The sequence below is a fragment of the Nocardia pneumoniae NBRC 100136 genome (assembly GCF_000308755.1).
In the GTDB taxonomy this organism is placed as follows: domain Bacteria; phylum Actinomycetota; class Actinomycetes; order Mycobacteriales; family Mycobacteriaceae; genus Nocardia; species Nocardia pneumoniae.
Genome location: NZ_BAGF01000079.1, coordinates 136,631 through 149,419, shown reverse-complemented (window position 1 = coordinate 149,419; position 12,789 = coordinate 136,631). Strand labels below are relative to the sequence as shown.

At 67.3% G+C, this 12,789-nt stretch carries 9 protein-coding genes and 1 pseudogene; 5 read left to right on the top strand and 5 right to left on the bottom strand.

The annotated features are described in order from the left end of the window. Positions 1-252 precede the first annotated feature (252 nt). The gene (locus ON34_RS25735; protein WP_040784025.1) at positions 253-711 is read right to left on the bottom strand and encodes a MarR family transcriptional regulator; all 459 of its coding nucleotides are present in this window, start codon (positions 709-711) and stop codon (positions 253-255) included. Positions 712-782: 71 nt separating this feature from the next. On the opposite strand from ON34_RS25735, the gene ON34_RS25730 reads away from it, so the two are divergent. From ON34_RS25730 to metE, 4 genes are all read left to right on the top strand, one after another. Continuing rightward, entirely contained in the window at positions 783-1,631 is an 849-nt protein-coding gene (locus ON34_RS25730) for an alpha/beta fold hydrolase (RefSeq protein ID WP_051023098.1), read from the top strand. A 453-nt stretch (positions 1,632-2,084) separates the two neighbouring features. Continuing rightward, positions 2,085-3,374 carry an isocitrate lyase gene (gene aceA, locus ON34_RS25725; RefSeq protein ID WP_040784022.1) on the top strand — a complete coding sequence of 430 codons (1,290 nt, stop codon included), beginning with the start codon at positions 2,085-2,087 and terminating at the stop codon, positions 3,372-3,374. A gap of 211 nt (positions 3,375-3,585) precedes the next feature. After that, on the top strand, positions 3,586-4,455 hold the full coding sequence (locus ON34_RS25720; RefSeq protein WP_040784019.1) for a 3-hydroxybutyryl-CoA dehydrogenase: 870 nt from the start codon (positions 3,586-3,588) through the stop codon (positions 4,453-4,455). Between the two features lie 370 nt (positions 4,456-4,825). After that, positions 4,826-7,141: a 5-methyltetrahydropteroyltriglutamate--homocysteine S-methyltransferase gene (gene metE / locus ON34_RS25715; RefSeq protein ID WP_040784017.1), complete on the top strand. Its 2,316-nt coding sequence runs from the start codon at positions 4,826-4,828 to the stop codon at positions 7,139-7,141. A 44-nt stretch (positions 7,142-7,185) separates the two neighbouring features. Here the strand turns inward: metE and ON34_RS25710 are convergent, their stop codons facing one another. Continuing rightward, positions 7,186-8,682, bottom strand: coding sequence for an amino acid permease (locus tag ON34_RS25710; RefSeq protein ID WP_051023097.1), 1,497 nt, complete (start codon positions 8,680-8,682; stop codon positions 7,186-7,188). A 167-nt stretch (positions 8,683-8,849) separates the two neighbouring features. Here ON34_RS25710 and ON34_RS34990 point away from each other — a divergent pair. Further along, positions 8,850-9,050 (top strand): annotated as a pseudogene (locus tag ON34_RS34990) (TetR-like C-terminal domain-containing protein); the annotation flags it as partial. Here ON34_RS34990 and ON34_RS33835 read toward each other — a convergent pair. The 3 genes from ON34_RS33835 to ON34_RS25690 all read right to left on the bottom strand — a co-directional run bounded on the left by ON34_RS33835 (position 9,040) and on the right by ON34_RS25690 (position 12,781). Further along, on the bottom strand, positions 9,040-10,365 hold the full coding sequence (locus tag ON34_RS33835) for a tetratricopeptide repeat protein (RefSeq protein ID WP_169333898.1): 1,326 nt from the start codon (positions 10,363-10,365) through the stop codon (positions 9,040-9,042). The pseudogene ON34_RS34990 and the gene ON34_RS33835 overlap by 11 nt on opposite strands. 96 nt (positions 10,366-10,461) lie before the next feature. After that, the gene (locus ON34_RS25695) at positions 10,462-11,655 is read right to left on the bottom strand and encodes an AI-2E family transporter (protein WP_051023095.1); all 1,194 of its coding nucleotides are present in this window, start codon (positions 11,653-11,655) and stop codon (positions 10,462-10,464) included. A 73-nt stretch (positions 11,656-11,728) separates the two neighbouring features. Next, positions 11,729-12,781, bottom strand: a complete 1,053-nt coding sequence (locus tag ON34_RS25690; RefSeq protein ID WP_040784015.1) for an NAD(P)-dependent alcohol dehydrogenase — start codon at positions 12,779-12,781, stop codon at positions 11,729-11,731. Positions 12,782-12,789: the final 8 nt, after the last annotated feature.

Genomic DNA, 12,789 nt, shown 5'->3' with positions numbered 1-12,789 from the left:
CCGCACCAGTTGTACCGAGAGTCGCATCCATCCTCAGCTGCCGTTGATTCGGTCGAATTCCCCCGAATCCAGAGGGGCGGCGTTGCAGCGGCCCGGTTCCGTCTCTGATCCGGTGACATCTGTCTATTCGCACACTGTGACGTGCTGCGGACAGTCGAGACCAGACACGAGGACGGGGTTGCACAAACGTTGCAACCGGCACACCCGCAGGGGCACCGCGCCAAAGGCGTGAACGCACCTGGGCATCTCGTCCTAAGTGGAGCGCCTCCCGCGGCCGCCGTTTCCGGCCTCCCGCGGCCGGAGGTGGCGAGCCAGCGTGGCGAGTGCGTCGAGCACCTCGCGCACGGCGGCCGGGTCGTCGTCGGCAAGTGCCGCCGCTACCGCATTGTCCACGGGCGTCGCACGCACCTCGGCTACCCGCGGCGACACCCGGTCGGCCGGGCGTACCAGGGAGCGCCGCCGGTCGCGCGGGTCGATCGTCGTGGTGATCGAACCGGCCTCCCTGAGCCGAGCCACGGCGGTGGACACGGCGCTCTGCGGCAGCCCGGTGCGCGCGGCGATCTCGCCCACCGTGCTGTCCGGGTGCTCGAGGATGTCGCTGGACACGATGAGTACCGGTCGGTGCCCGCCGCCCAGTCCCTCGGTCGGCAGCGCCTGCTCGCCGATCTTCATCAGGGTCCGGCCCAAGAGGAACAGCTCCACTCCGTCCATGGCACCCACGATACATCAGATTAGATACATCACCATTAATGTATCAGTACTGATTGATTAGTGTGCTCGGCATGAGCGCGATTTCCACACACGTCCTCCAAGTCCCCGGCGCCGAGCTGTACTACGAAGTGCGCGGCAGTGGCCCGATGTTGCTGATCGCACAGAGCGGGGAGGGCGACGCGCGGCGTAGCGAGGATCTGGTTCGGCATCTGGAACACGACTTCACCGTCGTCACCTACGACCGGCGCGGCCTGTCGCGCAGCGCTCCGCGCGATACCCAGCGGTCCGCATTGATCGCGACACACGCCGATGACGTCTATCGCTTGCTCGGCGCCGTGACGGATGAGCCGGTCCGGATGCTCGGATGCAGCATGGGCGCGGTCATCGGCCTGCACGTGGCCGTCCGGCATCCGGATCGGCTGCACACGCTCATCGCGCACGAGCCCGTCGCGCCGTGGCTGCTCGCCGCGGCCGACCGTGCCCAGCACCTGATGGAACTCGAACGCTGTCAGGAAGTGTTCGTCCGGGACGGCTGGCGTGCCGCGCTGGCGCCGATGGTGCGCTCGCTCGGGATCGATCCGGCGAGTGCGGACCGGGAACCCGGTGTGACCGCGCCTGAGCTCGGACCCGAGCGAGCCGCGAACTTCGAGTACTTCCTCGGCCATGACTTCACCGCGATTCGGGAAGACCACCTCGACGCCGCCCGCTTGCGGCGGTCTCCGGTCCGCATCGTTTCCGCTTGTGGGCGTACGACCGCGCGGCATGTCTTCGACTACAAGTGCGCGCTGGAGTTGGCGACGTTGCGCGATGGGGTCGTTGTGCAATTTCCCGGCGGGCACAACGGGAACCTGACGCACCCGGCCGGTTATGCCGCGAAGGTGTGCGAGGTCCTTGGTATCGGCCTCCGTGGGGAGTCGTAGCGGAGTCCCTTGGGCGGCGTGCAGTTGTCCGCGGATCGGGACGCTCGTGACCCAGTTGGATCGGCGACGCATCGCGGTGGCGTGGCACACACGAACGGCACCCGCCCGAACTTGTGAAGGTGCTCACAGTCGGGAATCGGCGGCCCGCGATAGGTGGCCCCGCTGGCGTTCCGGTAACAGTACGAGCGTTACGCTAAAACCGCACGTCAGGGCTACCGGCGGGTAGATTCGACCTTTGCAATTCAGTGGCAAATTTTGCAGAGTTAGCAAAGAGGGCGGCAAACCTAGCTCAGATTCGCATTAGCAACAGGTAGACGGCCATTTCTTCGTGTGCCATCGTGTGGAAGTACATCCCCAGGCCATAGCAAGCCTGCGAATTGCCGCTCCAGCAGTTCGAGTTGTCCACCAGCTCGAGCGTTGGGCATTCGACTGAACGAGGAAGTGGAGTCACAGATGTCGACCACCGGCACCCCGAAGACCGCTGCGGAAATCCAGCAGGATTGGGACACCAACCCGCGCTGGAAGGGCATCACCCGTAACTACACCGCGGAGCAGGTGGTGAAGCTCCAGGGCACCGTCGTCGAGGAGCACACGCTCGCTCGCCGCGGCTCGGAGATCCTGTGGGATCTCGTCAACAACGAGGACTACATCAACTCCCTCGGCGCCCTCACCGGCAACCAGGCGGTCCAGCAGGTCCGCGCTGGCCTGAAGGCCATCTACCTGTCCGGTTGGCAGGTCGCCGGTGACGCGAACCTCTCCGGCCACACCTACCCCGACCAGTCGCTGTACCCGGCCAACTCGGTTCCGGCCGTGGTCCGCCGCATCAACAACGCGCTGCTGCGCGCCGACGAGATCGCCAAGGTCGAGGGCGACACCTCCGTCTCCAACTGGCTGGCCCCGATCGTCGCCGACGCCGAGGCCGGCTTCGGTGGCGCGCTGAACGCCTACGAGCTGCAGAAGGCCATGATCGCCGCCGGCGCCGCCGGTGTGCACTGGGAGGACCAGCTGGCCTCCGAGAAGAAGTGCGGCCACCTGGGCGGCAAGGTGCTCATCCCGACCCAGCAGCACATCCGCACCCTGACCTCCGCGCGTCTGGCCGCCGACGTCGCCGACGTCCCGTCGGTGATCATCGCCCGCACCGACGCCGAGGCCGCCACCCTGATCACCTCGGACGTCGACGAGCGCGACCGTGAGTTCCTGGACGGCACCCGCACCCCCGAGGGCTTCTTCGGTGTGAAGAACGGCATCGAGCCTTGCATCGCGCGCGCCAAGGCCTACGCCCCCTACGCCGACCTCATCTGGATGGAGACCGGCGTGCCGGACCTCGAGGTCGCGCGCAAGTTCGCCGAGGCCGTCCGTGGCGAGTTCCCGGACCAGCTGCTGGCCTACAACTGCTCGCCGTCCTTCAACTGGAAGGCCCACCTGGACGACGCGACCATCGCGAAGTTCCAGCGTGAGCTCGGCGCGATGGGCTTCAAGTTCCAGTTCATCACCCTGGCCGGCTTCCACTCGCTCAACTACGGCATGTTCGACCTGGCCTACGGCTACGCCCGCGAGGGCATGACCGCCTTCGTCGACCTGCAGGAGCGCGAGTTCAAGGCCGCCGCCGAGCGTGGCTTCACCGCCATCAAGCACCAGCGTGAGGTCGGCGCCGGCTACTTCGACACCATCGCCACCACCGTGGACCCGAACACCTCCACCGCGGCGCTCAAGGGCTCCACCGAAGAGGGTCAGTTCCACTGAGCCGACCGTCGGCACCGAGGGAAGCGAGGTTTCCCGACGTGAATACCGACCATCCTCTACTCCGGTAGGGGTGTACTGCCCTCCCCGCTGAACAGCCCCGGCGGGGAGGGCATCCCTATACCTTGGACCAGCGAAGGGCGCTCGCTCACACCGGAGCGGCACCTTCGCAGACCAGCCACCCCAGAGCCAGACAACCCAGCAGGAGCGGGACGTGAGCAGCGAAAAGATCCAACGCGTCGGGATCATCGGCGCCGGACAGATGGGCGCAGGAATCGCGGAGGTGTGTGCACGCGCGCACGTCGACGTGCTGGTGTACGAGCAGACCCGGGAACTAGCTGCCGCGGGCCGCGCCCGCATCCTGCGATCCCTCGATCGTGGCGTGAGCAGCGGCAAGATCACCGAGCGCGAGCGCGAACAGGCCGCATGGCGGCTGCGCTTCACCTCCGACCTCGGCGACTTCGCCGACCGCCAGCTGGTGGTCGAGGCGGTGCTCGAGGACGAGAAGGTGAAGACGAGCATCTTCGCCGAACTCGACAAGGTCGTGACCGACCCGTCGGCGGTGCTGGCCTCCAACACCTCCTCCATCCCGATCATGAAGATCGCGGTCGCGACGGCGAACCCCGAGCGCGTGGTCGGCATGCATTTCTTCAACCCGGTACCGGTGCTGCCGTTGGTCGAGCTGGTCACCACGCTCAAGACCAGCGAGTCGGTCTCCACACGGGCCGAGGCCTTCGCCGGCGACGTGCTCGGCAAGCAGGTGGTGCGCTCGGCCGACCGCTCCGGTTTCGTGGTCAACGCGCTGCTGGTGCCCTACCTCCTGTCGGCCATCCGCATGGTGGAATCCGGCTTCGCCACCAAGGAGGACGTGGACAAGGCCATGGTGCTCGGCTGCGCCCACCCGATGGGCCCGCTGGCGCTGACCGACCTGGTCGGCCTGGACACCGTGAAGTCCATCGCGGACTCGATGTACGCGGAGTTCAAGGAGCCGCTGTACTCGGCCCCGCCGCTGCTCATGCGCATGGTCGAGGCCGGGCTGCTGGGCAAGAAGACCGGAGCGGGCTTCTACCAGTACCGTGCCTGATTGCCGCGCCTGCGGCGCGGCGTGTTCGCGGCCCCGGGAAGTCTCGCATCCGAGCGACCGAGACTCGCGCCTGCGGCGCATGCGCTTCGGCCGCTCGGATGCGAGACGGGCCGCGAACGGTGCTCGTAAGACTCGCACCCGACCGGGCGGGGAAGGTGGAGATCGGGCGTTTGTTGTCCGCGATTCGCTGGCGAGGTCTGCGCGCCGATGGTGCTCGGACCTCGGTGAGTGCGAGGAATCAGCTAGAACTTGGTGATGCTCAGCCGGTGGCAACTATCGGCATAAGCTCCAAGAAGGCCGGGTCGTGGGAGCGGCTCGGCCGAATATCCAGGGCATACCGCCCAGGTGACCGAAAGGGAGTGTCCCGCTCATGGTGAACGTGACCGACGGCTACGGGTCGAGCATTCTCGGCTATCCCAGGATCGGACCACACCGCGAGCTCAAGCGGGCGCTGGAGTCCTACTGGCACGGTGGTATCGACCGCGACGAACTGCTGGCGGTCGGGCGCGAGATCCAGGAGACCCAGTTCAACGAGCTGGCCGCGACGGGCCTGACCCAGGTCCCTGGCAATACCTTCTCCTTCTACGACCACGTGCTGGACAACGCGCTGCTGTTCGGCGCCGTGCCCAAGCGGTTCGAGCCGTACCGGGAGGGCATGCACCCGCTGGATTTCTACTTCCTGATGGCGCGCGGCCGCCCGGATCTGCCGCCCCTGGAGCTGGTCCGGTTCTTCGGCACGAACTACCACTACCGTCAGCCGGAACTGGACGCCGACACCGAGTTCTCGCTGCATCCCGAGGCGCTGCTGGACGAATTCGACCGGGCCAAGCAGCAAGACATCGAACTGCGGCCGGTTGTTCTGGGTCCGGTGTCGCTGCTGCTGCTGTCCAAGGCCGGGCACATCCCCGGCGAGCCGGGCGGGTTCGACACCCTGAGCCTGCTGGACAAGCTGCTGCCGGTCTACGAGGAGCTGTTCGAGATCCTCGCCAAGCGCGGCGCCACCTGCGTGCAGCTGGACGAGCCCGCGTTCACCAGCGAGCGCACGCCCGCCGAGCTGGCGGCGTTCGAGGCCGCCTACCACCGGCTGTCCAAAGCGCCGCTGCGTCCGCGCATGCTGGTCACCGGGCAGTACGGCGATTTCGGTGAGGCGTTGACCATCCTGGCCGGTACCGGTGTCGAGGCGATCGGCCTCGATCTGGCGAGTCATCGGATGCGTCCGGAGGATCTGGCGAAGGTCCCCGGCATCCGGCGCAAGCGCCTCTACGCGGGCGTGATCAGCGGCCGCAACGTGTGGCGCGCCGACCGCTACGTGACGCTGGAATACCTCAACGAACTCGCTCAGGTGTGTCCGGATTTGGTGGTCTCGACCGGGACCACGCTGCTGCACGTGCCCTACGACCTGCTCATCGAATACGACATCGAGGGCAATGTCGCCGACCGGCTCGCGTTCGCGAAACAAAAGGTGGGCGAAGTGGTTTCGCTCGCCAAGGCGCTCACCGAGGGTCCGTCGGAGAAGTGGCGCAAGCGGCCCACCGAAGTGCACTTCAAGCAGAAGCACGCGGTGCGGCAACGGGTGTACGCGATCACGTCGGAGATGCGCTCGCGCGAGCCCTACGAAGTCCGCCGGGAAGCGCAGCAGCGCAAGCTGAACCTGCCGCCGGTGCCCACGACCACACTCGGGTCCTTCCCGCAGACCACACAGATCCGTCAGGCGCGCTACGACCTCGGTGAGGGGCGGTTGTCCTACGAGGAGTACCGCAAGCGGATCGAAGCCGAGATCGAGGCGACGATCCGGCTCCAAGAGGACATCGGGCTGGACGTGCTGGTGCACGGCGAGCACGAGCGCAACGACATGATCCAGTACTTCGCCGAGCTGCTCGATGGCTTCGCGACCACCCATTTCGGCTGGGTGCAGGTGTACGGATCGCGGTGTGTGCGTCCGCCGATCCTCTACGGTGACGTGTCGCGGCCAGCGCCGATGTCGGTGGAGTGGATCAGCTACGCGCAGTCGCTCACCGACAAGCCGGTCAAGGGCATGGTGACCGGACCGGTCACCATGATCGCCCGTTCGTTCGTCCGGCAGGACCAGCCGCTGCACGAGACCGCCGACCAGGTGGCGCTGGCCATCCGGGACGAGGTGGTGGACCTGGAGAAGGCGGGCATCTCGATCATCCAGGTCGACGAGCCCGCGATCCGGGAGATGCTGCCGCTGCGTCCCGAGGGCAGGGCGGAGTACCTGCGCTGGGCGGTCGGCGCGTTCCGGCTGGCCACCTCCGGTGTGCAGGCCGAGACCCAGATCCACACGCACATCGGCTATTCCGGCCGCGCCGAGGTGGTCGACGCGATCGAGGAGCTCGACGCCGACGTCACCGCGATCGTGGCGACCCGCTCCATCGAGTGGGTGCTGCGTGCGCTGAAGGAGGACTGCGCCTCCGGGCACGGACTCAGCCACGGCGTCGGCCCCGGCGTGTACGAGAGCCGGTCCGCGCGCATCCCGGACATCGACGAGCTGGACGAATTGCTCACCGCGGCAGCGGAAGCGGTGACGCCGCACCGTTTGTGGGCCAATCCGGACGGCGGCCTGAAGACTCGCCATTATTGGCAGCTCGAGCCGTCGCTGCGGAACATGGTCGCCGCGGCGCGCCGCGTCCGCAGGCGCGCCCAATCCGCGGAAGCCGTCGAGTGAACTAGGTGTACCTTCGCCACTCCGCCGTTCACCCTGCCGCAAGGCTATCGCCGTGAGGGGTCACCCGGTGTTTTCGCGGATGCATTGGCGCTGTCGGCTTGTGCGACTTGGACGGGCAGGTTCTTTCGAGTGAGATACCAGCCCACCATGAGTGCCGGAGCGATAAGTAGCAGCGTCGCGACGGTCCATTGTTGCACGTCATCGTCACTGCAGGCCATGAGTACGGGCACAGCCGCAAGGAACGCCAGGGTCGCCAGACCGGTGTAGGGTGTGCCTGGCAGGCGATATGCGGGCCGCTCGACTTTTCCGGCGCGGGCTCGACGCCAGAGCTGTATCTGGCATGCGACGATCATCGCCCATGCCGTCAGTATTCCGAGTGTGGCCATGTTCAGGGCGATCTCGAACGCTTTCCCTGGCGCGATGGCGTTGAGCGCCACCCCGACGAGGGCGACCGAGCCCGTCAACAGGACTCCGCCATAGGGCACGCCCGTCGTCGATATTCTGGCGGCGAACAAGGGTGCGCTGCCGGTGACGGCCATCGTGCGCAGGATACGGCCCGTTCCATACAGTCCGGCGTTCAAGCTGGAGAAGGCGGCTGTCAGCACCACAACGTTCACGGCGGTTGCCGAGCCGCCTACGCCGAGCGTGGAGAAGAATGTGACGAACGGACTGACGCCGGCCGCGTATGCCGTGTAGGGCAGCAGCAGCCCGAACAACAGCAGAGAACCGACATAGAACAGTGCGATTCGGGCTATCACCCTGTTGATCGCCCTGGGCATCACCTCGGCGGGATTTTCGGTCTCTCCGGCGATCGTGCCGATCAGTTCGACTCCCGAATATGCGCACAGCACACCGGAGGTCACCATGATCAGCGGTAGTGCACCTGTGGGAAGGATTCCGTCCGTTCCTGTGATCACGTCCAGCCCGGTGCTGTGGCCCTGTATGCGGAACCGGCCGGCGAGAAATACAGTCCCGACGATCAGGAACACGACAACGGCGAGGACTTTCACCAGAGCGGCCCAGAATTCGAACTCACCGAACCGCCGCACCGATACCAGATTCACTCCAAGCACCGCCGTCAATGCGACCAGTGCCAGTAGCCACTGCGGAGCAGCGTCGAACAGACGCCAGTAGCGGAAGTAGGTAGCGATCGCAGTGGTTTCCACGACCGCGCTCATCGCCCAGAACAGGAAGTACATCCACCCCGCCACGAAAGCGGCTTTCTCCCCGAAGAATTCCCGGGCGTAGGACACGACCGATCCTGACGAGGGTCGATACAGCACCAGTTCGCCGAGCGCCCGAAGCATCAGGAAGACGAACGCCCCGCAGATGGCGTACACCAGGAACAGGCCAGGTCCCGCTGTCGCCAGTCGCCCACCAGCGCCCAGGAACAAGCCGGTGCCGATAGTGCCGCCGATCGCCATCATCTGCACCTGCCGCGGCTTCAATGCCTTGCAGTACCCCTCGTCCCCAGACGACACGGGACGATCTTGAAGAGCACCGTTCACGACTTCTCCGAGGTGGCTGTGTAAACACGTCATGATATGCCGCTATCTAAGAGTACATCGGTTAGCGTAGCGCTGGACAGCGGTACGTAATGAGCTTTTGGGAGATCGTTTCAGCGGCACGTAATCCGCTGGGTCTGGTGAGTGACCGGCTGGCCGTCCTGATGCCGCGACCGGTCTTCTGATGTTCGGCCACCGTCTTCGAACCGCGGCGCCGGACCACGGCGACCGCGCTGCAGTCGGCTATCGCGCGCGGCGAGATCGAGCCGGGAATCGACCTCGATTTCGTGCTCGACGCGGTCGCCGCGCCGATCTATTACCGTGCGCTGTTCGGACACCTGCCGCTCTCGGACGATCTCGCCGGACAGTCGGTCGCGGCGGTGCTGCGCGCGATCACCCGGTGACCGCCGGCAGTGAGCTCAGCGTCGCGAGCACCTCGGTGGCGGCATTGGCGACGGAGTCGGTGTCCGTCATGGCCAGCGCGGCCGCGGCGGCCAGGCGAATGTCGGGGAACAGCGCCACGCAGGCCGTCGCGGCGGCGCGGTCGGCCGGGGTGAGCGCGTCGTCATCCTCGGCGGCGGATTGCCATGCGGCGGTGGCGATCACCTCGTGCAGCCAGTTCAGCAGTTCCAAGCGCAGCGGCTGCGGCTCGCGCAGCCATGCACGGGCGTAGCTGACGTCGGTGCGCTCGTGCAGCAGGGCGCCGAGCACGACCACGGCGGCGGGCGCGGTGACCGAGTAGATCGAACCCTGGTGAAGGACCGTGGAATACAGGAAATCGATGCCGCGGGACCGGTCGGCCACGTCGTCACCGATCAGGTCGGCGAGCATGACGGGAGCGTCGGCGGCGGAACCGTGGGCGTGGGCCAGTCCCGCCCAGTCGGTCTCGCGCAGGGTGGTCGCGGCCCGCTCGTGGTAGATCGGCGCGAGCTCGTCCGCCGCGCGCGTGCGCGCTTCGGCGTCCGTCGACTCGAGCGCGCGCTGAAAAGCGGCCAGCGCCGTCTCCGTGTCGCCGAGCCTGCTGCTGAACATCCCGATGTCGAAGCTGGCCCGCGCGGCGACGGCCGGATCGTCCGATGTGGCCAGGGAGCGGCTGACCTCCCTTGCCCCGGTCAGATCTCCGGCGTCGCTCAGGTGCTGGACCAGGTCGCCCGCGACGATCACCGACTGATCGGCGGGCCAATCGTCGATGACGGTGCGGTAGGCGGCTTTCAAGCCGTCCATATCGTCCTCGGTGCGCAGGAGATAGGCCAGGTTGGACAGGGCGAGCCGGGCGATCTCGCCGGGACCGGAGGCGATCGCGTGCTCGTAAGCGGCGCGCGCCGCGGCCGAGTCGCCGCGCTTGGCGCGCGAATACCCGAGATTGATCCAAGCGCGCGGCGCCGCGTCGGAATGCCCGGACTCGGCCGCGCGCTGGTACATCGCCTCGGCGGCGGCGGTGTCCCCGCGCTCGGCCAGCAGCAGGCCGAGGTTGTACGCGGCGCGTGGCGCCGCGTCCGCGTGGCCGGAATCGACCGCCACGTGGTAGGCCCCCTCCGCGGCCGGTTTGTCGTCCGCCGCGCTGAGCAGGTCGCCCAGCTCGGCGGCGGCCAACGGGGCCCAGTTCGGGTGCCCGGACGCGATGGCGGTTTGGAACGCGTCGCGCGCGGCCGCCAGGTCATTGCGCCTGAGGTGCATCTTGCCGAGGTCGAAGGCCAGGTCCGGGGGCCGCTTCAGCATTGTTTCCATCCAGCATCGGCACTTTGTGGTGCGGATCGTTTCGAAGAGTTCTACATCGGCTGGCGACTCTCTGGCCACTCGTGGGAAGACGCGGTTCTACTCCGTGGGCGGCTGCTTGCGACGTGCGAGATGAAGCGTCAACTGCCTGGCCCACATTCGGCGCCGTTTCGGCGGCCGCCGCCGGACGTCGGTCTCGTCGGTCTCGACGTCGTAGCGGCGGATATAGGCGCTGGAGAACGCCTGCACCGTCGCGGTCACCGGAATGGCGAGCAGCGCTCCGGTCGGGCCGAGCAGCGCCGCGCCGGCCAGCACCGCGCCGAACGCGACGGCCGGGTGCATGTCCAGCGTGCTCGCGGTGATGCGCGGGTGCAGCACGTAGTTCTCGAACTGCTGGTAGAGCAGGATGAAACCGAGAATCCACAGCGCGGTGCTCGGGCCGTGCACCAATGCGACTATGACCGGCAGCGCACCCGCGAGGTACGTGCCGACGGTGGGGATGAACTGCGAGACCACACCGACCCACAACGCCAAGGCGAACGCCGACGGCATGTCCAGCACCCGCAGCACCACGTAATGCGCGAGCGTCGAGATGAGCGCGAGCAGACCGCGCGAATAGATATAGCCGCCGGTCTTGTCCACCGCGATGTCCCAGGCGCGCAACACATGTCGCTGGTGTCGGGGCGGCAGCAGCGAGCAGACGGCATTGCGGAAGCGCGGGCCTTCCGCGGCGAAGTAGTAAGTGAACAACAGAATGCCGAGGCCTTGGAAGAGCGCGCCGACCGCGGCGGCGCCGATGCCCCACACGTTGCCCGCCAGTCCGGTGAGGTAGCCCTCCAGGGTCGAACTCCAGTCGGTGGCGTACTTCTGGATGTCGGTGCTGGACAGATCGGTCTTGAACGTGCGGTTGATCCAGTCCACCACCCCGTCGGCGTACTCGGGCGCGTGCTTCACCAGCGTGGTGACCTGGTCGACCAGCAGCGCGCCGAGGGTCCACAGAAAGGCGACGGTCAGTGCCGCCAGGGCGAGGAACACCAGCCCGGTCGCGAGACCGCGGCGCATGCCGCGCCGGGCCAGCCAGTTCACCGCGGGTTCGATGGCGAAGGCGAGGAACAGCGAGACGAGCAGAACCGTCAGCAGGCCCTGTAAGCGCTGGAGCACCCAGGACGCCGCCAGCAGCCCCGCTACCGTCGCCGCGGCGAGTAGGAACGCGCGCGGCAACCACTGCGGCATGCGCGTGGCGCCGCCGGGTTCGGCGGCTTGTGTGGTCTCTTCCTTGTCCTCCGCAGACACAAAGTCAACGTACCCACGCGGTGACCGGTTCGCGGCCCCACATCGTTCGGCCGCGCGGGTCAGGGGAGGCGGATCACATGGTGGAGACGTCGATGACGAACCGATACCGCACGTCGCTGGCCACGACCCGGTCGTAGGCGCCGTCGATCTCGTCGGCGGAGATCAGCTCGATCTCCGCGCCGATGCCGTGCTCGGCGCAGAAGTTCAGCATCTCCTGGGTCTGCGCGATGCCGCCGATCATCGAGCCCGCCAGCGAACGCCGGTACCCGGCGAGGGTGAACGGCCGGACGCTCAACGGATTCTCGGGGAGGCCGAGGATCACCAGGGTGCCGTCGAGGTTGAGCAGGCGCAGGTAGTCGTCCAGCGGGAGGTCCGCCGAGACCGTGTTGAGGATGAGGTCGAAGCGGCCGCGCAGGTCGCGGAAGGTCTGCTTGTCGCGGGTCGCGTAGTAGCCGCTCGCCCCGAAGAGTTTGCCGTCGTCCTGCTTGCTCAGCGAGTGGCTGAGCACGCTGACCTCGGCGCCCATCGCGGCGGCGATCTTCACGCCGACGTGCCCGAGCCCGCCCATGCCGATGATCGCGACCTTCTTGCCCGGCCCGGCGTCCCAGTGCCGCAGCGGCGAGTACAGCGTGACGCCGGCGCACAGCAGCGGCGCGGCGACATCCAGCCCGATCCCCTCGGGGATCTGGACCACGAAGTTCTCCGTGACGACCACCTGGGTGGAGTAACCGCCGAGGGTGTGCCCGCCGGGCTGCACCGCGGGATCGACCGGGGTGTTGTAGGTCATCGTCGCCCCGGCGGTGCAGTACTGCTCCTCGTCGGCGAGGCATGGTGCGCAGACGCCGCAGGAGTCGACCATGCAGCCGACGCCGACGCGGTCGCCGACCCGGTGCTTCGTCACCGCGGATCCGACCGCGGCGACCACGCCCGCGATCTCGTGCCCCGGCACGCACGGGTAGCGGGTCCCGCCCCACTCGTCGCGCGCGGTGTGGATGTCCGAGTGACAGATGCCCGCGTACTTGATGTCGATCAGCACGTCGTGCGCACCCAGTGCTCTGCGCTCGATCGTGACCTTCTCGAACGAGCCATCGGGGGCGGACAGGGCGTAGGCGGCAGCAGTACTCATGGATACAT

Coding starts and splice junctions, on each gene's coding strand:
- ON34_RS25710 (WP_051023097.1), bottom strand. CDS start 8,682: ATGACGTGTTTACACAGCCACCTCGGAGAAGTCGTGAACGGTGCTCTT.
- ON34_RS33835 (WP_169333898.1), bottom strand. CDS start 10,365: ATGCTGAAGCGGCCCCCGGACCTGGCCTTCGACCTCGGCAAGATGCAC.
- aceA (WP_040784022.1), top strand. CDS start 2,085: ATGTCGACCACCGGCACCCCGAAGACCGCTGCGGAAATCCAGCAGGAT.
- ON34_RS25690 (WP_040784015.1), bottom strand. CDS start 12,781: ATGAGTACTGCTGCCGCCTACGCCCTGTCCGCCCCCGATGGCTCGTTC.
- ON34_RS25730 (WP_051023098.1), top strand. CDS start 783: ATGAGCGCGATTTCCACACACGTCCTCCAAGTCCCCGGCGCCGAGCTG.
- ON34_RS25735 (WP_040784025.1), bottom strand. CDS start 711: ATGGACGGAGTGGAGCTGTTCCTCTTGGGCCGGACCCTGATGAAGATC.
- metE (WP_040784017.1), top strand. CDS start 4,826: ATGGTGAACGTGACCGACGGCTACGGGTCGAGCATTCTCGGCTATCCC.